This window comes from Streptomyces rubiginosohelvolus (assembly GCF_014649875.1).
GTDB classification, from domain to species: domain Bacteria; phylum Actinomycetota; class Actinomycetes; order Streptomycetales; family Streptomycetaceae; genus Streptomyces; species Streptomyces rubiginosohelvolus.
Genome location: NZ_BMTW01000005.1, coordinates 193188 through 212959, shown reverse-complemented (window position 1 = coordinate 212959; position 19772 = coordinate 193188). Strand labels below are relative to the sequence as shown.

The following is a 19772-nucleotide window of genomic DNA, read 5'->3' as shown; positions in this document are numbered from 1 at the left end:
TTCACATCGTCCGCCCGTATTCATCAGACGAGGGGCAGCAATGAGCCAGATCACGTTACCGGCGTTTCATATGCCGTTCCAGAGTGCTGGATGCCACCCAGGCCTGGCGAAAACTCGTGAGGCCGCCTGGGAATGGGCCGAATCCGAGGGACTCGACCTCTCCGTACCGGCCCGGAAGAAGATGATCCGAACCCGTCCGGAACTGTGGATATCCCTCATCTTCCCGAAGGCCTCGCAGGACCATCTCGACCTGTTCTGTCAATGGCTCTTCTGGGCCTTCCTGGTGGACGACGAGTTCGACGACGGACCGGCCGGACGTAATCCGCTGATGTGCGAGAAAGCGATCACCCGCCTGGTGGACGTCCTCGACGGGGCCGCACCGAACGGGCCCATGGAGCGGGCGCTCGCCGGGCTGCGGGACCGGACCTGCCCCGGACGGTCGCCGCAGTGGAACCGGCAGTTCCGGCGGGACACCGCCGCCTGGCTGTGGACGTACTACGCCGAAGCCGTCGAGCGGGCCGCCGGACAGGTGCCGAGCCGCTCCGAATTCGCCAAGCACCGGCGGGATTCGGTCGCCATGCAGCCCTTTCTCTGCCTGCACGAGATCACCGCGGAAATCGATCTCCCGGATTCCGCCCGGAGCCTGCCCGCGTATATCGCCCTGCGGAACGCGGTCACCGATCATTCCGGGCTCTGCAATGACATCTGCTCCTTCGAGAAGGAAGCCGCCCTCGGCTACGAGCACAACGCCGTACGCCTCATTCAGCGCGACCGCGGATGCACCCTCCAGGAAGCCGTGGACGAGGCCGGGATCCAACTGGCCCGGATAGCCGAGCGGGTGCAGCGGGCGGAAAAGGAACTGATCCAGGAAATCGAGGCGGCGGGCATCACCGGCCCGACCCGGGCGGCCCTGGAGCGCTGCGTCCAGGACTACCGGGGCCTCGTCCGGGGTGACTTCGACTACCACGCGCGCGCCGAGCGCTACACCCGTCCGGACCTGGTGGAGCTGGACGAACGGGACTCGCTGTCCCAGTACTTCGCGGCCTGAGCGGCCGGACCGCCCGTACCCGGGCCCGGGGGGATTCCCGGGCCCGGGTACGGGCCGACCTGGACGCCCACCGGCCGATCAGCCGCCTGGGGGGTGTCGCGGGTCACCGCTTCGGGGCAGGCATACGTCCGTGCCCTGGTCTTCGGCACGAAGGGCCGCCCGGCGAGAGGGATCGGCAGGCATCATGACCGACATCGCGGCAAGGGCTCCCCACGACAGCGTGGCGGGCGCCCCGCAGGTGACCACCGTGCACGGCACCGTGCGCGGTGCCGTGGAACGGGGCGTCGCCGTCTTCCGCGGCATCCCGTACGCGGCCGCACCGGTGGGCGCGCGGAGGTTCCGCGCGCCGGAACCGCCCGAGCCTTGGACGGGGGTGCGCGAGGCCGTGGCGTTCGGTCCGACCGCCCCGAAGCGGCCCTACGCCCCGCCGCTGGACCGGCTGCTGCCGGACCCGGCGGTGCCGGGCGACGGGTGGCTGAACCTCAATGTGTGGACGCCCTCGCCGCGGCCGGACCGGGCCGCCGGGCTGCTGCCCGTCCTCGTGTGGATCCACGGCGGCTCGCTGGTGCACGGCTCCTCGGCGGTGCCGGTGTACGACGGGTCCGCGTTCGCCCGGGACGGGGTGGTCCTCGTCTCCGTCAACTACCGGCTGGGCGTCGAGGGCTTCGGCGTCCTCCCGGACGCGCCCGCCAACCGGGGCCTGCTGGACCAGCTGGCCGCCCTGGAGTGGGTGCGCGAGAACATCGCGGCGTTCGGGGGCGACCCGGACCGGGTGACGGTGGCCGGGGAGTCGGCGGGCGCGATCAGTATCGCCGGGCTGCTGGCCGCGCCCCGGTCGGCGGGGCTCTTCCGGCGGGCGGTGCTCCAGAGCGGGGCGCCCACCGCGCTGCCCCCGGACGCGGCGCGCGGGACGACCGAGCTGATCGCGAAACGGCTCGGGGTGCCCGCGACGGCCGCCGCGCTGGCCGCCGTGGACCCGGAGGCGCTGCTGACCGCGCAGACCGAGGTCACCAGCGGCGGCAACCCGCTGACCGGCCGCCACTCCTTCCAGCTCGTCGTCGACGGCGACCTGCTGCCCCACGACCCGATGGAAGCACTGCAGGCGGGCGCGTCCGACGGAGTGGACCTGCTGCTGGGGACGAACACCGAGGAGTACCGGCTCTGGTTCGTGCCCGGCGGCCTCACCGAGAAGATCAGCCGGCTGAAGCTGCGGCTGGCGCTGCTGAAGTTCCGGGTGCCGAACGCCACCGCCCGCACCTACCGCGCCAACCGCCCGGACGCCACGCCGGGTGAGATCCTCGGCGCGCTCGCGACGGACCTGCTGCTGCGGGTCCCGCTCAACCGGCTGGCCGACGCCCGGACGGCCGCGCCCGGTGCCACGTACGTGTACGAGTTCGGCTGGCCCACCCCCGTACAGCGGCTCGGCGCCTGCCACGCGCTGGAGCTGGGCTTCGTCTTCGACACGCTCGCCCACCCCGACACCCGGGCCCTGACAGGACCGGACGCCCCGCAGGAACTGGCGGACACGATGCACCGGGCCTGGGTGGACTTCGCGACGGGCGGGGACCCGGGGTGGCCGTCCTGGGACGCGCGACGGCCGGTCGGGTTCTTCGGCCAGGACGGCCAGGACACCGAGGACGGCCGGAACGGCCCGGCCGTGGTCCTCGCCCCGCGCGACGACGAGTTGCGGAGTTGGCAGCGGGATTAGGGGCGCAGCGAGATCCAGTGCGGGTCAGGAACCACGGTGAGGACCGCCGAGACCACCACGACCAGACCCAGCACGACCTGTTCGCGGCGGGCCAGCCGGTGCGCGACCGACGGGTCGGTGTCCCGGAGCATCCCCCGCCGCGCCGCCAGGGCCAGCACGCTGACGACGGCCATCAGCGCCAGCTTGAGCAGCAGGGTGCGCCCGTAGGCGGAGGTGAACACCACGTCCAGCGGCAGCCGGCGCAGGGCCGAGGCGGTCCCGGTGGCGGCGAGGGCGACGTACAGCCAGATCGCCAGGCGCGCGTACCGGCCGAGCAGGGCGCGGGCCGCGATGGGTGAGCCGCGCCAGAGCCACATGGTGCGCAGGACGTACAGCAGCCCGCCGGTCCACAGCGACGCGGCCGTCAGATGGACGACGGTGAGGGCGGCGCCGAACTCCGGGCTGTACACCTCCGGGTGGGCGCGCAGGGCCTCCGCCCGCCGTGCGCGGCTTGCTGTGGCTTTGTCCACCCGCGAGGATCGAGCCGTGATGCTCTCCGGACCCCCGGCCGATCCGGCCACGCCGACGATGCAGGCGAGCGGCGCGCCGAGCGCCGTACCGCTCGTCGGCGAGACGGGCGAGATATCTGAGATATCCGAGCGAGCGTCCGGGGCGGCGTCGGCCCGCCGCTTGTGGACGATCCCTCTCCTGCTCGGCGCGGCGGGCGTCCTCGCCCTCCTCATCGCGCTGTTCGGGCCCGGCCTCATGGCCCGCGGCACCGGCGAACTCCGGATACCCGGCGCGGGGCTCACCACCGTGCTCCGCACCGAAGGGGTCCCTCCGGACGTACGCGGCGGCGGTCGGCCCCCGACGGCGCGGGACCGACCGCCGCGGCGGATGAAGCTCTACGTGGTTCAGGCCTTGTTCTGCGCGGCCCAGAACTCGTCGAAGGTGAGCAGGCCGTCGCCGTTGCCGTCGTGTGCGTTGATGATCGCCTGCGCCACCGTCTCGGTGACGAAGGGGTCGCCCAGCTGGGCCATCGCGCTCTTGTACTCGTTGGCCGTGATGAGGCCGTCGCCGTTCGCGTCGAACTTCTCGAATACCGCGCGCGCCGACTCGATGTCCGCCACTGTTCCGCCCCTTCGTGATGCCGAATGTCAGGGGTCAGATTATCGGGCCGTCCGGGTGACGTCGGCGGCCGGTCGGTCCAGCAGCTCCGTGGCCGTCACCGCGTGCAGCCCGCGGCGGCCGATCTCGGCGAGCAGCAGCGGCAGCGCCTCGATGGTGACCGGGCGGCCGAGGCTCAGCTCCACCACCGATCCGTTGCGCAGCTCCCCGGCGACCTTCCGGGTGACGGCGGCGACGCGGGTGGCCGCGTGGTCGCGCGACTCCACGTCGCAGCCGAGGACATGGGGGTAGCCGGCCCGCCGGGCGAGGCGCTGGACGAGCGGGGAGGCGTACGCGGTGGGCGAGGGCCGGAACCAGGCGCCGATGGATCCGGTGAGCCGGCGCAGCCGCCGGGCGCAGGCGGCGATCTCCTCGTACGCGGCGCGCTCGTCCAGGGCCGCGAGGTCGAGGTGGTGCTCGGTGTGGTTGCCGATCTCGTGGCCTCCGTCGAGGATCCGGCGGGCCAGTCCGGGGTGCTCGGCGAGCCAGGTGCCGACCGCGAGGACCGTGACGCGCGCCCCGGCCCGTTCGCACCGGGCGAGTGCGGTGCGGGCGAGGTCCGGATCGCCCCGCCCGTCGAAGGTGAGGGCGACGCGGGGCCGGTCGCGGGGGCCGTGGGCGATCCGGAAGGGCAGCCCGGGGAAGCGGCGCGGGGCAGCGGCCGGGAGGGTGGCCGGGGCGGCGGAGCCGGGGGCGCTGGGCCCGGGGGCGGCCGGGGCCCCGGGGGCCGGGGCGGCACAGCCTGCGGCAAGGGCGGCGGCCAGCGCCCCGGCCCCCGCGCCCAGCACGTCACGGCGGCCCATCGGAGCCCTGCGTCCGTCCATGCCCGACCACCTCACGTTCCACGGGTACGACCGATTCCCGGGGGACACAGTAGGGGCGGAACGAGCGAAATGGGACGATTGAGCAGTTCAGTAGATGATCAATGAATCATTCAAACGTCGCCATAAAAATGCATGGAAAACCAGGCGAGTGACCGAGCACACCTGCGATTCAACCGAGAGTTGCCCGTTTGTTCCTTAAATATTCCGACAAGTCGCTTTGGCACCGGGGTCGCCCATCTGCCATAGTCGGAGCCACGACCCCCATTGACCCGGGCCAGGTCGCCCTGAGCGGCCGTGGACACACCCCCCATGCCACGGCCTCCGTCAGAAGCCCCCGCAGCGCCGCACCACGGCCGACCGGGGGCTTCTGCGTTCCGGCGGCAGGGTCGCCCCGGGGCTGCCCCGCATCAGCGGTCGGAGATCCGCATCTCGAACCACGTGGTCTTGCCGCGCGGCAGCAGGTCCACGCCCCAGCGGTCGGAGAGCTTGTCGACGAGGAAGAGCCCGCGGCCGCTGACGTCCATCTCACGCACCGGCATCAGACACGGCAGCCCGCGCGAGGGGTCACGCACCTCGACACGGATCCACCCCCGGCGGCGCACCATGCGTAACCCGAAGACCCGGGCCCCGGTGTGACGCACCGCGTTGCCGACGAGCTCGGAGACCAGGAGCACCGCGTACTCCGCGGTCTGCGGCGAGAGGGCCCACTGGCGGAGCACGACGCAGGAGGTGAGCCGACGGGCCGTCGCCGCCGACTCCGGGCGGGACGGCAGCCGGACTTCCGCCTCGGTCGGATTTCCGAACAACTCCAGCGCCTTGAACGCCTGTTCGTCATCCATGATCGACGAACTGCGTGCCGCCGTCGCGCTGCTGCGCGGTCGCGGCTGCTCCACACCCTCCAGGCCCGCCATGCCCACCATCATGGCCGCACGTATCGCCTTCCGGGGCCGTTCCTTCGGAATCCGCACCCCGAGCCGACGTCGTTCTGGGAAGGCTCTCGGCATATGCCCATGGCAATCCAACCCCACGAACGACCGGCCTGAGCTGCGACGACGCCCCACCCGACGCGCACGCCCCGGACGACGACGGCACCGGGCCTTAAGGTTGCCTTAAGGCCCGGATAATCCGCCCTGATTGGTGAACCCCGCACGCGAGGCCCACCCGACCCGACTATCGGCGGGCCCGACCTGACTACGGATCACCGGTCATCTGACTACGGATCAGAGGAACGTGGCCTTCCCCGGCCCCTCCTCCACGAAGCTGCGCATCCCCCGCTCGCGGTCCTCCGTGGCGAACAGACCGGAGAACCAGTTGCGCTCGATCGTGAGGCCGGTGTCGATGTCCGTCTCCAGGCCGGCGTCGATCGACTCCTTGGCCGCGCGCAGCGCCAGTGCGGGGCCCTTGGCCAGCTGGGCGGCCCAGGCGTGTGCCTGGTCGTAGACCTCGGCGGCCGGGACAACCCGGTCGACCAGACCCAGGGTCAGGGCCTCCTCCGCCCTGACCATGCGGCCGGTGAAGATCAGGTCCTTGGCGCGGGAGGGGCCGATCAGGCGGGCGAGGCGCTGGGTGCCGCCCGCGCCGGGGATCAGGCCGAGGAGGATCTCCGGCTGGCCGAGCTTGGCGTTGTCGGCGGCGATCCGGAAGTCGGCGCAGAGAGCCAGCTCGCAGCCGCCGCCGAGCGCGTAACCGGTGACGGCGGCGACGACCGGCTTCGGGATGCGGGCGACGGCGGTGAAGGCGTCCTGGAGGCCCTTGGAGCGGAGGACCATCGCGGTGTGGTCCATCGCCTGCATCTCCTTGATGTCCGCGCCCGCCGCGAACACCTTCTCGCCGCCGTAGAGGATCACGGCGCGCACGTCCTCGCGCCGGGTCGCCTCCTCGGCCAGCTCCCGCAGCCGGTCCTGGATCGCGACGTCCAGGGCGTTCATGGGCGGCCGGTCGAGCTGGATGGTGCCGACGCCGTCGCGTACTTCGAAGGTCACAGTCATGACTAGAGGTTAACCAGCGCTAACGACGGCGGGCCCGGTGCCGTTGGTCACAGCACCGGGCCCGCCGGGTCGGTCGAAGAGGGGAAGAGCGTTACTTCTTCCACTCCTCCCAGTCCATGTTCCAGCCGTTGAGGCCGTTGTCCGGAGCGATCTGCTTGTCCTTGGAGTTCTTCACGATGACCACGTCGCCGATCATCGACTTGTTGTAGAACCAGGCCGCCGGCGTCTGGTTGTCGTAGCCGCCGCGCACGTCGCGCAGACCGACACAGCCGTGGCTGGTGTTGGTGTTGCCGAAGATCGAGGACGCGCCCCAGTAGTTGCCGTGCAGGAAGGTGCCCGAGGTGGACAGCCGCATGGCGTGCGGGACGTCCTTGATGTCGTACTCGCCGCCGAAGCCGACGGTGTCGCCGTTCATCCGGGTCACCTTGAGCTTCTCGCTGATGACCATCTGACCGTTGTACGTGGTCGTCGCCGGGGCGCCCGCGGAGATCGGGATGTCCTTGATCTGCTTGCCGTCGCGGACCACCTTCATCCGCTTGCCGCTCGCGTCGACGGTGGAGACCTGGCTGCGGCCGATGGTGAACTTCACCGTCTTGGCCTGCTTGCCGTAGACGCCCGGCCGGCCCTCGACGCCGTCGAGGTTGAGCTCGACGGTCACCTTGGTGCCCGGCTTCCAGTACGTCTCCGGGCGGAAGTCGAGGCGGTCGTTGCCGAACCAGTGGCCCTCGATCTCGACGGCCGGTTCGGCCGTCACCTTGACGCCCTTCTCCACCGCGTCCGGGTCGGTGATGCCACGGGTGAAGTTGATGGAGACCGGCATGCCGACGCCGACGGTGGAGCCGTCCTCCGGCGTGTAGTGCCCGATGAAGGTGTTCGCCGGGACGAGCGTGGTGAAGGTGGTGTCCTTCGCCGACTCACGGCCCTCGGAGTCCTTGGCGACCGCGTGCACCGTGTACTTGGTGGAGGCGGCGAGGTGCCGCTCCGGCGTCCAGCTCGCGCCGTCGGCGGAGATCTCGCCCTCGACCTCGTTGCCCTTGGGGTCGGCGACCTTCACCGTGGTCAGCTTGCCCTGCTCGGCGCCGATCTTCAGGGCGCCGCTGGTCGCCACGGAATCCGCCCCGTCCTTGGGCGCGATGGTCACGACCGCCTGCGAGGCCGTCGTGTCCTCCTTCTTCGTACCGCCCGCCGGCCCCTTCTTGTCCCCCGCGTCGTCGCTGCCGCCGCCTCCGCACGCCGTCACCAGCACCAGCAGTGCCCCCAGAACCAGGGCCAGAAGCCCCGGTCCGCCGCGCCGCTTCCCGCTCGCCCCGGCCGATGCCCCCGATATCGGCTGCCCGTTCACTGTGGTCGTCTCCCCTCGCACGGCCCGGCTCCCGCCATGGCCCGCACCCCCGCGCGCTACACCTGCACGCCCGCCGCAAGATAATCACATCGCGGGCGCGGTGAACTCCCTCCGGAATGTCACCGTTCCGTCCCAACTGGTCCGGCGGGATCGCGGGGAGCTGTGCAGGTGGCGCGGGGTGCCGGGGGTGGAGCCGCCGGAGCCGGGGCGGCCATGCGAGGGCGACGCGGCCCGGGCGGGGGCCCTGTGCGGAACAGGCAGCCGGAACCCCGGGAATTCAGCGCAGGGCCGAGCCCGCCGTCCACTTCTTCCAGGTCATGTTCCAGCCGCTGAGCCCGTTGTCCGGGGCGACCTTCTTGTCCTTGGAGTTGACGACCTCGACCACGTCGCCGATGAGGGTCCGGTCGAAGAACCAGCCGCCGGGGGTGGAGCCCCCGCCGCCCTTGGCGTCGCGCAGTCCGATGCAGCCGTGGCTGACGTTCTCCTCGCCGAAGACGGACTCGTCGGCCCAGTAGTTGCCGTGCAGGAAGGTGCCGGAGGTGGTGAGCCGGATCGCGTGCGGTACGTCCTTGATGTCGTACTCGCCCTTGCCCTTCTTGTCCGTGAAGCCGACGGTCGCCCCGTTCATCCGGGTCACCTCGTGCATCTCGGTGACCACCATCTTCCCGTTGTACGTGGTGGTCTTCGGGGCGCCCGCGGTGATCGGGACCGTACTGACGAGCTCGCCGTCCCGGCGTACCTCCATGGTCTTGGCCTCCGCGTCGACCCGGGAGATCTGGTGGCGGCCGACGGTGAAGACGACGGTCTTGTCCTGGCTGCCGTAGACGCCCGGGGCGCCCTCGACGTCCCGCAGCCCGATGTCGACGGTCACCTCGGTGCCGGGTTTCCAGTACGTCTTCGGGCGGAAGTCGAGCCGGTCCTTGCCGAACCAGTGGCCGGCGACCTCCACCACCGGATCGGACGTCACCCGGATGGCCTTCTCCACCGCCGCCCGGTCGGCGACCGGGCGGTTGAAGGCGAAGGAAACGATCATGCCGGTGCCCACGGTGGACCGGTTCTCCGGTTTGAAGTAGCCGATGAAGCGGTGCTCGGGCACGAGCGTGGTGAACGTGGCGTGCCGGGCGGAGCGGCGGCCCTGTGCGTCCACGGCGACCGCGTCGATGCTGTACTTCGCGGCGAGGGCGAGCCGGGCCACCCTGGGCTCCGGGGCCCAGGAGCGTCCGTCCTCGGCGATGCGCCCCGCGACCGTCTGCTGCTGCGCGTCCTCGATCCGCATGACCTTCACGCTCTCCAGCCGCCCGTCGGGGACCTTCACCGCGATCCGGGTCTCCTCGTCGACGTCCTTGGCCCCGTTCTCGGGGAAGACGCTGATCACGTCGCCGGGGGACCGTGCCTTGCCGTTGAGCAGGGCCTCCCGGGTGTCGGTGCAGCCGGTCAGCAGGGCCAGCACGGTCAGCAGTCCTGCCCAGGTCAGCACGGCGGCCGACGAGGCTCGTGCGCTCTTCGCTGTGTGGTTCACGCTCCCCCAACGACCAGGGCCGGTCGGGGGAAACGTGAGTGCGGGCCGCCCGGTGGGCAGAACAGAGGGGAGGACTACCCCGAAGGGCCGCGGCCGGGACGCCGCGCGCCCCCTCGAAGGTGCCCGTCCCACGAGCCGCGGGAGGCTACACGGTGTCGAGCGCAGCCGAGCAGGAGGCAGTACAGGATCCCGAGCGGGAGGCGGTGCAGGATCCGGGGACGGTGGCCGCCCTCCGGGCGGAGATCGTGGAGGTGCAGCGCACGGAGTACGCCGAAGCCGTACGGGCCGCGGCCCCGGCCCCCGCCGTGTGGCCGGGAGCCCCGATGCCGCTGGGGGCCCGCTTCCGGGTCGGCCCGGACGGGGTGGCGGGGACGAACTTCGCGCTGTGGGCGGGTGGGGCCGAGGCGGTCGAGCTGTGTCTGTTCGACGAGCGGGGCGTCGAGACGCGCTGCCCGCTGACCGAACTGACCCATGAGATCTGGCACGGCTTCGTCCCCGGCGTACTGCCCGGTCAGCGCTACGGCTACCGGGTGCACGGCCGCTGGGACCCGTGGACGGGGGCCCGCTGGAACGCGGCGAAGCTGCTGCTCGACCCCTACGCCCGTGCCGTCGACGGGACCTTCGGCCTGCCGCCCGAGGTGTACGGGCACGTTCGGGACTGGCCGGACCAGCGTGTCGCGGACACCGTGCGCGACGACCGGGACTCGGCCCCGTACGTCCCCAAGGGCGTCGTCGTCCACGATGACGACGACTGGGTGGAGGACCGGCGGCCCAAGACCCCGTGGGCCGACTCCGTCATCTACGAGCTGCACGTGCGCGGCTTCACCAAGCGGCACCCGGACATCCCGCCCGAGCTGCGCGGCACGTACGCCGGTCTCGCGCATCCGGCGGCGATCGAGCACCTCACCCGGCTCGGCGTCACGGCGGTGGAGCTGCTGCCGGTGCACCAGTTCGCCCACGAGGACCATCTGCTGCGGCGCGGGCTGCACAACCACTGGGGCTACAACTCCATCGGCTACTTCGCCCCGCACGCCGACTACTCCGCGTCCGGCACGGCCGGCCAGCAGGTCGGCGAGTTCAAGCGGATGGTGCGCGCGCTGCACGACGCCGGGATCGAGGTGATCCTCGACGTCGTCTACAACCACACCGCGGAGGCGGGCGAGCTGGGGCCGATGCTGTCGCTGCGCGGCATCGACAACCGGGGCTACTACCGCCTGGAGGGCGACCCGCGCCGCTACGCCGACTACACCGGCTGCGGCAACACCCTGCACGTCGTGCAGCCCCAGGTGCTGCGGCTCATCACCGACTCGCTGCGCTACTGGGTCACCGAGATGGGCGTCGACGGCTTCCGCTTCGACCTGGCGGCGGCGCTGGCCCGCTCGATGCACGACGTCGACATGCTCTCCCCGTTCCTCGCGGTGATCGCCCAGGACCCGGTGCTGCGCCGGGTGAAACTGATCGCGGAGCCGTGGGACGTCGGCAACGGCGGCTATCAGGTGGGGGCGTTCCCGCCCCTGTGGACCGAGTGGAACGACCGCTACCGCGACGCCGTACGGGACTTCTGGCGCGGCGCGCTCCCCGACGTACGGGATCTCGGCTACCGGCTGACCGGCTCCAGCGACCTGTACGCCTGGGGCGGGCGCCGCCCGTACGCCTCGGTCAACTTCGTCACCGCGCACGACGGCTTCACGCTGCGCGACCTGGTCAGCTACGAGCACAAGCACAACGAGGAGAACGGGGAGGGCAACCGGGACGGGACGAACGACAACCGGGCCTGGAACTGCGGGGTCGAGGGCGAGAGCGACGATCCGGAGATCAACCGCTTGCGCCGCCGTCAGCTCCGCAATCTGCTGACCACGCTGCTGCTGTCCACCGGGGTGCCGATGCTGGTGGCCGGAGACGAGATGGGCCGGACGCAGGGCGGCAACAACAACGCCTACTGCCAGGACAACGAGACCGGCTGGGTCGACTGGTCGCTGCTGGACCAGCCGCAGTGGCGGGAGCTGACCGCGCTGACGGCCCGGGTGCTGACGCTCCGCCGGACCCATCCGGTGCTGCGGCGCCGCGCGTTCTTCTCCGGCCGGGCGCAGGCTCCGGACGGGCTGCGGGATCTGGCGTGGTTCGCCCGGGACGGCCGGGAGATGACGGAGGGCGACTGGTACGCGCCCGCCTCGACGCTCGGGCTCTACCTCTCCGGGCGGGACATCCCGGGGCGGGACGCGCGGGGCGAGCCGGTGACCGACGACAGCTTCCTGGCCGTCCTGCACGCGGGCGCGGAGCCGACGTCCTTCGTCCTGCCGGGAGCGCCGTGGGGAGACGCGTACGAACTGGTCCTGGACACCTCGCGGGAGGAACAGGCCGAGGCTCCGGGCACGCTGCTGGACGGCGGTACGGAGATGACGGTGCCGGCCCGTTCGGTGCTGCTGCTGCGGGTGGTGGAGTAGCGGGGTGGGAGGGGTCAGCCGAGGATGCCCCGGTCGTAGCCGACAGCGACGGCCGCGGCCCGGTCCTTGGCGCCCAGTTTGGCGAAGACATGGGTGAGGTGGGTCTTCACGGTCGCCTCGCTGATGAACAGTTCGGCGGCGATCTCCCGGTTGGTGGTGCCCCGCGCCACCAGGACCAGCACCTCCCGCTCCCGGGCCGACAGTGCGGACTCGGCCGGGTCGGCGGCAGGGGTGCGGACCCGGGTCATCAGCCGGGAGGCGACGGCGGGCGACAGGACGCTGCGCCCGTCGGCGGCGGCCCGGACGGCGGCGAACAGCTCCTCGCGCGGGGCGTCCTTGAGGAGGTAGCCCGTCGCGCCCGCCTCGATCGCGGGGAGGGTGTCGGAGTCGGAGTCGTACGTGGTCAGCACCAGGACCTTCGAGCGGGCGCCGCGCCGGGTCAGCTCCGCGATGGCCGCCACTCCCCCGCCGCCGGGCATCCGCAGGTCCATCAGGACGACGTCGGGGTCCAGTTCACCGACGACGGCGAGCGCGTCCACCCCGTCGGCCGCCTCGCCGAGCACCTCAAAGCCGGGGGCCGCGGTGAACATGCCGCGCAGCCCGTCCCGGACGACCGGGTGGTCGTCGACGACGACGAGGGTGACGGTACGGGCGGGGGTCTCGGTCATGATCGCACCGTAGAGGGGCTCACGGGTGTCTGGCCAGGGCCTGCGGTGGGGCCGTCGACGGGTGCCCGGCCGGGTTGCGCCGCGGGGCCGTTCACGGGTGCCTGACCAGCGGAACCCTGGCCGACACCGCCGTGCCGCCGCCCGGTTCCGACTCCACCTCGACCGCGCCCGCGATGCGCTCCGCGCGGGCCCGCATGCCGCCGAGGCCGAAGCCGCCGGTGCGGCCGGCCGGGGCGGCGGCCGCCGGGTCGAAGCCGCGGCCGTCGTCCCGTACGTCCAGGGTCAGTTCGTCGTCCATGAACGACAGCGTCACCCCGACCCTGGATGCCCCGGCGTGCCGCCCGGCGTTGGCCAGCGCCTCGCCCGCGATGCGAAGGAGGGTGGCGGCGATCTCGTCGTGGACCGGTTCGACGGTGCCGGTGACGGTGAAGTCGGCCCGGACGCGGTGCTGTTCGGCCCATGCGGTGACCGACTTCTTCAGCGCCCCGGCCAGTTCGTCGTGTTCCAGGGCGACCGGGGCCAGGTTGTGCACGGAGCGGCGTGCCTCGCCGAGGCTGTGGCGGGCGAGCGCGGCGGCCCGGTCGAGGTGGACGCGGGCGGTCTCCGGATCGCGGTCGGTGAGGGAGGTGACGACCTGGAGCTGGGCGATGATCCCGGTGAGGCCCTGGGCGAGGGTGTCGTGGATCTCGGCGGCGAGCCGGCGCCGCTCGTCGTCGACCCCGGCCTCGCGTGCCTGGACGAGGAGTTGGGCGTGCAGGGCCGCGTTCTCGGCCATGGCCTGCTCCAGCCGGAGGTTGGTGCGCTCCAGCTCGGCGATGGTCGCGCCCTGGATGCGGGCCTTCTCGTCCTCGCGCATCCCGACGTGCCAGAAGAAGAGGGCGAGGGTGGCGTTGACGGCGTAGAGCACGCAGAAGGCGACCCAGTTCATCAGGGAGGCGGGCGGCAGCCCTCCGCTCTGCGAACCGGCCAGGGTGACGGCGGTGGTGAGCAGCCCGGCGCGGATGAAGCGCTTGGGCAGCAGGGGTTCGACGTCGAAGTAGCTGAGCGCCGCGTAGATCGCGAAGAACGGGTTGAGCCAGGACAGCGCGAAGGCGAGGACGGTCCTCGCGGTGTAGTAGGCCACCCCGGCCGGAGCGCCCGGAACGGTACGCGGGCGGGCACTGCCCCACCAGATCTGCAGCCCGTACGCCGCCACGGCCAGGGCCCCGGCCGCGTACATCTCGGTGCGGGTCATGATGAGGTCGGCGGCGACACCCCCGACGAGGACCGACAGGGTGAGGACGGCGTAGGCACCGTACCGGTGGAACTGCTCCCAGCGGTCCTCGATCGTGCGGGGCCCCGTCGCACCCGACGGGTACGAGGAGCGGGGCGGCAACGTCATGCCCGAAGTCTCCGTCACTGCCACCGGAAGAGTCGAGCGGCCGCGATGCCCAGAACAACGGTCCACAGGGCGAGGATCCCCAGGTGGATCCAGCCCGGCCAGCTCCCGGACGCGGCCTGCTCCAGCGCCTGGGAGGCGGCCCCGAACGGGGTGATCTCCACGATGCGGCGCAGGGCGTCGGGCAGCGCTTGGACCGGCAGATAGACCCCGGCGGTGAACATCATCACGAGGTAGGCGCCCGAGCCGACCGCGGTGACCGCCTTCGTCGTGCGGGACAGGGCGCAGAGGGTGGCGCCCAGGGTCAGCGCGGCGGCGACGGCGAGCAGCAGCGCCAGCAGATAGCCGGGGAGCTGTTCGGGCAGCGGCACCGAGTAGCCGATCCGGCCGACGGCGGTGACGAGCAGCGCGGAGCCGAGGCAGGCCGCGCCGTGCAGCAGGATCTGGGCGGAGAGCAGGGCGGAGGACCGCACCGGAGTGGTGGACATCCGGCGCAGGATGCCGCGCTCGCGGTAGGCGGTGAGGACCGGCGGCATCGCCTGGATCCCTGCCGTGATCATGGCGAGCAGGATCGAGATCGGGACGTACAGGTCGATGACGCGCCGTCCGCCGAGGTCGTCCCGCGCCTCGTCGAAGGCGGGGATGAATCCGAGGATCACCAGGAGGACGGAGGGGAAGGCGAGGATCCAGAACAGGCTGCCCGGTTCGCGGAGGAAGAGCCGGGTCTCGGCGATCAGGACGGCGGCCGCGGGGCCGCGTCGCCGGGCGGCGCGGGGTTCCGGGACGGTGGCTGGTGCGGTGGTGGTCTCGGTCGGCATGTCAGGCGTCCTGTCCGGTGAGGTCGAGGAAGGCTTCGTCGAGGCTGGTCTCGGTGATGCGCAGCCGCAGGGCGGTGACGCCGAGTTCGGCGAGCAGGGCGACGAACGGGGTGAACGTCTCGTCGGTGCCGTGCAGCGCGAGCTCCCCCTCGCGGTCGGGCGGGGTCACGGACGCGACGCCGGGAAGCGCGGTGAGCCGGGTGAGGTCGGGGCCGGTGAGCGCCCGGGAGGGCGCGAAGGAGATGACCGTGGATCCGGTGGCCCGCCGGATCAGCCCGGCCGGGGTGTCCAGGGCGACGACCTTGCCCCGGTCGATGACGGCGATCCGGTCGCAGAGGCGCTGGGCCTCCTCCATGAAGTGGGTGACGAGCAGGACGGTCACCCCGCCGTCGCGGATCTCCTCGATGAGCTTCCAGGTGTCGCGGCGGGCGCGCGGGTCGAGCCCGGTGGTCAGCTCGTCGAGCACGACGACCTTCGGGTCGCCGATCAGGGCGAGGGCGATGAACAGCCGCTGCTTCTGGCCACCGGAGAGCTTCGCGAAGCGGGTGGAGAGCCGGTCGGTCAGGCCGAGCCGGTCGGCGAGCGGCCGCCAGTCGACGGGGGCCGGGTAGAAGGCGGCGTAGAGCTCCAGCGCCTCCCGTACGGTCAGTTTGGCCTGGAGCTCGCTCTCCTGGAGCTGGGCGCCGAGCAGCCGGGTCACCCGGTCGTGGTCGGCGACGGGGTCGAGCCCGGCGACCCTGACCGTGCCCGCGTCGGGGATGCGCAGGCCCTCCACGCATTCGACGGTGGTGGTCTTGCCCGCCCCGTTGGGGCCGAGGATGCCGAAGATCTCGCCCTCGTCGACGGAGAAGGAGACGCCGTCGACCACGTCGCGGCCCGCGTAGGTCTTGCGCACCCCGGTGACTTCGATGATTGCCATGCCCTCAGGGTTCCGGCGGGCGGGCCGGGCCGGTATCCGCCGTCACGCTCGACGTCGTATCAGCCGATCGGTTGACGGCGGAGTACGACCGGGGCGGCGGGTTGGTGCTGGAGGGCGGCGGGGGATGCCGGCGGCCGGAAATTGGGAGGCCCGATGTCAGTGGTGAAACGTACAGTCGGCCCTGATGCCCAAAATGCCTGCAGAGCGCACGGACCGGTCCGCCGTGCGCTCCCTCCTGCGTCTGTGGCCCTATGTCCGACCCGTGCGGGTGCGCCTGTTCACGGCCGCCTTCGTGGCGATCCTGGCGTCCTGTCTGGGGCTGGTGATCCCGCTGGTCCTGAAGTGGATGGTGGACGGCCCGGTCGCCGACCGCGATCCGGGCGGGGTGTGGCTGGGGGCGCTGTATCTGCTGCTGCTCGGCATCGCGGAGGCGCTGCTGTTCGGGTTCCGGCGTTGGCTGGTGGCGCGGCCGCTGGCCGGGGTCGAGGCGGCGATGCGGGCGGACCTCTTCCGCCATCTGCAACGGCTGCCGGTCGCGTTCCACGACCGCTGGGCCTCGGGTCAGCTGCTGTCGCGCGGGACGACGGACCTGATGCTGCTGCGGATGTTCCTGGCGTTCCCGCTGACCTTCCTGGTCGTCAACACGGCGACGATCCTCGTCGGGTTCGTCCTTCTGTTCGCCCAGGACTGGACGCTCGGTCTGGTGCTGCTGGCGCCCGCGGTGCCGCTGATCATCCTGTGCTCGCTGTTCGAGACGAAGTACTCGGTGGTCGCGCGCCGGGCCCAGGACCAGGTCGGCGACCTCACGACGGTCGTCGAGGAGAGCGTGCTGGGCATCCGCATCGTCAAGGGCTTCGGCCGGCACCGCAGCCAGGCGCGGGCGTTCAAGGCCATGGCGCACCGGCTGCGCGACACGGAGCTGGGCAAGGCCCGGCTGCTCGCCGGGATCTGGGCGCTGATCACGGCCATCCCGGAGCTGGCGATCGGGGCTGCGCTGGTGCTCGGCACGATCCAGGTGGCGGACGGGTCGCTGTCGGCGGGCACGCTGGTGGCGTTCCTGTCCACGGCGCTCGCGCTGCGCTGGCCGGTGGAGTCGATCGGCTTCCTGCTGGCGATGAGCCAGGAGTCGGCGACCGCCACCGACCGGTACTTCGAGGTGATGGACGTGGCGGAGGAGCGGGGTGCCGCCGCCGTACGCGAGGGCGCGCCGGCCACCGCGCCGGGAATGGTGTTCGAGGGCGTCGCGTTCCGCTACCCGGACGCGGACCCGGAGTCACCGCCCGTCCTGTCCGGCATCGATCTGCACATCCGGCCGGGCGAGACGCTGGCCCTCGTCGGGGGTACGGGGTCGGGCAAGACGACGCTGACGGCGCTGGTGCCCCGGCTGCACGAGGTGACCGGCGGGCGGATCACGCTGGACGGCGAGGACATCGCCACGATGGAGCGCTCGCGGCTGCGGGAGCTGGTCTCGGTGGCGTTCGAGGAGCCGACGCTGTTCTCGGCGACGGTCGGCGAGAACGTGACGATGGGCGCGGCCGAGGCGGACGAGGCGCAGGTGCGCCGGGCGCTTTCCGTGGCCCAGGCGGACTTCGTGCACGAGCTGCCGCAGGGTCTGGACACGGAGGTCGGCGAGCAGGGCCTGAGCCTCTCCGGCGGTCAGCGCCAACGTCTTGCGCTGGCCCGCGCGGTGGTCGGCGAGCCGCGCTTCCTGGTGCTGGACGACCCGCTCTCCGCGCTGGACGTGCACACGGAGACGCTCGTCGAGGCCGCGCTGCGACAGGTCCTGGCGCGGACGACGGCGGTGGTCGTGGCGCACCGGCCGTCGACCGTGATGCTGGCGGACCGGGTGGCGCTGCTGTCGGGGGGCCGGATCGCCGCGGTCGGCACGCATCAGGAGCTGCTGCGGGACAACGCGGAGTACGCCTGGCTGATGTCGGGCGCGGAGTCCGGTCCCGCACCCGGACGAAAGTCCCCCGCGGCGCCGACGAGCGCCCCCGCCGAGCAGATTCCCGCCGAGGAGGGCAGTTCCCGATGACGACGACCACCGACGACGCCTCGCTTCCCGCGGCCGAGGACGACGGCCTGCGGAAGAAGAGTCCGGCCGCGCCCGGACCACGGCCTTCCGGCGACCCGTTCGACCAGGACGACCTGCCCGCGCCGCCCGGGGCGACCCTGGCGCTGCTGTTCTCGCTGCTGGCCCCGATGCGCGGCCGGGTCGCGGTGGCGGCCCTGCTGCTGGTGGTGCAGCAGGTGGCGATGCAGGCGGGCCCGCTGCTCGTGGCGTACGCGATCGACAGCGGGGTCCCGGCGTTCCGGGACCACGACTACGGGCCGCTGGTCGCGGTCGCCGTCGGCTACGCGCTCTGCTCGGTCGGCGCTGGCGTCCTCCAGTACGGCTTCATCCGGGCGGCCGCGCGGATCAACCAGGACGTGCTGCTGGAGCTGCGCGGCCGGATCTTCCGGCACGCGCAGGCGCTCAGCATCGACTTCCACGAGCGCTACACCTCGGGCCGGCTGATCTCGCGCTCGACGACGGACGTCGAGTCGCTGCGGGAGCTGCTGAGCGAGGGGCTCCAGGAACTGATCGGCGTGGTCCTCTCGTTCGTGTCGATCGCCCTGGTGCTGCTCTGGCTGGACCTGGGGATCGGCGCGATCGCCACGCTCTCCTTCGTACCGCTGTATCTGATGGTCCGGATGTACCGACGGCGGGCGTCCGTGGCGTTCACCGCGCGCTCCACGGCGATCGCGGCGGTGATCGTGAAGTTCGCGGAGACGATGAACGGCATCCGCCCGGTCCAGGCGTTCCGCCGGGAGCGGAGCAACGACGCCGCCTTCACGGAGCTGAACACCCGCCACGAGCGGTCGAACGGCGACGCGATCCTGGAGATGGCCCGCTATGTCGTCGGCTCCCGGCTGATCGCCAACACGGCGGTCGCCGGGATGGTGCTGTGGGGCGCCTACCGGGTGGCGGAGGGAACGCTGGCGCTCGGAGTCCTGGCCGCGGCGGTGCTGTATCTGCGCCGGCTGTACGACCCGATCGACCGGCTGGGGATGTTCCTCAACTCCTACGAGTCGGCTGCCGCTTCCCTGACGAAGATCGCCGGCCTGCTGGCCCAGACGCCGAACGTCCCCGAGACCGACCACCCCACCGAACTGCCGCCGCGCTCGGGCGATCTCCCGGGCCGGGAGGTCGTGTTCGACGGGGTGCGGTTCGCCTACCGTACGGGCGGCGAGGTGCTGCCCGCCTTCGACCTGCGCATCCCGGCGGGCCGGACCGTGGCGGTCGTCGGCTCCACGGGCGCGGGCAAGTCGACGCTGGCCAAGCTGCTGGCCCGGTTCTACGACCCGACCGACGGCCGGGTCCTGCTGGACGGCACGGACCTGCGCGACCTGTCCACCGCCGAGCTGCGCCGGGGGGTGGTGATGGTGACGCAGGAGGCGTTCCTGTTCTCCGGGACGGTCGCGGAGAACATCGCGATCGGCCGCCCGGACGCCACCCGCGAGGAGATCGAGCACGCCGCGAAGGCGATCGGCGCGCACGAATTCATCGCGGCCCTGCCGGACGGCTACGACACCGACGTACGCAAGCGGGGCGGCCGGATCTCGGCGGGCCAGCGCCAGTTGGTGGCCTTCGCCCGCGCCCTGCTGGCGAACCCGTCGGTGCTGATCCTCGACGAGGCGACCAGCTCCCTGGACATCCCCGGCGAGCGCGCGGTCCAACGGGCCATGGACACGGTGCTGCACGGCCGCACGGCGGTGGTGATCGCCCACCGGCTCTCGACCGTGGAGATCGCGGACCGGGTGCTGGTGATGGAGCACGGCCGGATCGTGGAGGACGGCGCGCCCGCGGAACTGATCGGCGGTAAGGGGCGGTTCGCGGGGCTGCACCGGACGTGGAAGGAGAGTCTGAGCTGAGGGGAGGCGGCGACCGGGGATCCACGGTTCCGGGGAGCCCGCGCGCCGCGTCGCC

Annotated in this window: 15 protein-coding genes and 1 pseudogene; 5 read left to right on the top strand and 11 right to left on the bottom strand. The window is 72.1% G+C overall.

What is annotated here, in order from left to right; translation table 11 throughout:
• Positions 1–181 precede the first annotated feature (181 nt).
• Positions 182–1048 (top strand): terpene synthase family protein, encoded by an 867-nt coding sequence (locus IE134_RS15185; RefSeq protein WP_435810470.1) that lies wholly within the window; start codon positions 182–184, stop codon positions 1046–1048.
• A 184-nt stretch (positions 1049–1232) separates the two neighbouring features.
• Entirely contained in the window at positions 1233–2756 is a 1524-nt protein-coding gene (locus tag IE134_RS15180; RefSeq protein ID WP_189430758.1) for a carboxylesterase/lipase family protein, read from the top strand.
• Here the strand turns inward: IE134_RS15180 and IE134_RS15175 are convergent.
• From IE134_RS15175 to IE134_RS15145, 7 genes and pseudogenes are all read right to left on the bottom strand, one after another.
• Positions 2753–3235, bottom strand: a pseudogene (locus IE134_RS15175) (CopD family protein); the annotation flags it as partial. The gene IE134_RS15180 and the pseudogene IE134_RS15175 sit on opposite strands and share 4 nt — an antisense overlap.
• Before the next feature lie 414 nt (positions 3236–3649).
• Positions 3650–3865, bottom strand: coding sequence for an EF-hand domain-containing protein (locus IE134_RS15170; protein WP_030715054.1), 216 nt, complete (start codon positions 3863–3865; stop codon positions 3650–3652).
• A 39-nt stretch (positions 3866–3904) separates the two neighbouring features.
• On the bottom strand, positions 3905–4726 hold the full coding sequence (locus IE134_RS15165) for a polysaccharide deacetylase family protein (RefSeq protein WP_189430753.1): 822 nt from the start codon (positions 4724–4726) through the stop codon (positions 3905–3907).
• A 407-nt stretch (positions 4727–5133) separates the two neighbouring features.
• Complete coding sequence (locus IE134_RS15160; protein ID WP_030715057.1) at positions 5134–5649, bottom strand: ATP-binding protein; 516 nt, start codon at positions 5647–5649, stop codon at positions 5134–5136.
• 297 nt (positions 5650–5946) lie between these two features.
• Positions 5947–6714, bottom strand: a complete 768-nt coding sequence (locus IE134_RS15155) for an enoyl-CoA hydratase/isomerase family protein (RefSeq protein ID WP_010060061.1) — start codon at positions 6712–6714, stop codon at positions 5947–5949.
• Positions 6715–6805: 91 nt separating this feature from the next.
• Positions 6806–8056 (bottom strand): L,D-transpeptidase, encoded by a 1251-nt coding sequence (locus IE134_RS15150; protein WP_189430752.1) that lies wholly within the window; start codon positions 8054–8056, stop codon positions 6806–6808.
• Between the two features lie 277 nt (positions 8057–8333).
• Positions 8334–9575 (bottom strand): L,D-transpeptidase, encoded by a 1242-nt coding sequence (locus IE134_RS15145; protein WP_097992319.1) that lies wholly within the window; start codon positions 9573–9575, stop codon positions 8334–8336.
• A 152-nt stretch (positions 9576–9727) separates the two neighbouring features.
• Here IE134_RS15145 and glgX point away from each other — a divergent pair, with 152 nt between their 5' ends.
• Complete coding sequence (glgX, locus tag IE134_RS15140) at positions 9728–12019, top strand: glycogen debranching protein GlgX (RefSeq protein ID WP_189430750.1); 2292 nt, start codon at positions 9728–9730, stop codon at positions 12017–12019.
• A gap of 14 nt (positions 12020–12033) precedes the next feature.
• Here the strand turns inward: glgX and IE134_RS15135 are convergent, their stop codons facing one another.
• From IE134_RS15135 to IE134_RS15120, 4 genes are all read right to left on the bottom strand, one after another.
• Positions 12034–12687, bottom strand: coding sequence for a response regulator (locus IE134_RS15135; protein WP_030715069.1), 654 nt, complete (start codon positions 12685–12687; stop codon positions 12034–12036).
• A gap of 91 nt (positions 12688–12778) precedes the next feature.
• On the bottom strand, positions 12779–14068 hold the full coding sequence (locus tag IE134_RS15130) for a sensor histidine kinase (RefSeq protein WP_189430748.1): 1290 nt from the start codon (positions 14066–14068) through the stop codon (positions 12779–12781).
• A 14-nt stretch (positions 14069–14082) separates the two neighbouring features.
• Positions 14083–14883 carry an ABC transporter permease gene (locus tag IE134_RS15125; RefSeq protein ID WP_189430746.1) on the bottom strand — a complete coding sequence of 267 codons (801 nt, stop codon included), beginning with the start codon at positions 14881–14883 and terminating at the stop codon, positions 14083–14085.
• A 1-nt stretch (position 14884) separates the two neighbouring features.
• The gene (locus tag IE134_RS15120; protein ID WP_098020068.1) at positions 14885–15802 is read right to left on the bottom strand and encodes an ABC transporter ATP-binding protein; all 918 of its coding nucleotides are present in this window, start codon (positions 15800–15802) and stop codon (positions 14885–14887) included.
• A 184-nt stretch (positions 15803–15986) separates the two neighbouring features.
• On the opposite strand from IE134_RS15120, the gene IE134_RS15115 reads away from it, so the two are divergent.
• Entirely contained in the window at positions 15987–17837 is a 1851-nt protein-coding gene (locus IE134_RS15115) for an ABC transporter ATP-binding protein (protein WP_229823566.1), read from the top strand.
• The gene (locus IE134_RS15110; protein ID WP_189430744.1) at positions 17834–19717 is read left to right on the top strand and encodes an ABC transporter ATP-binding protein; all 1884 of its coding nucleotides are present in this window, start codon (positions 17834–17836) and stop codon (positions 19715–19717) included. The genes IE134_RS15115 and IE134_RS15110 overlap by 4 nt, the downstream gene beginning before the upstream one ends.
• Positions 19718–19772: the final 55 nt, after the last annotated feature.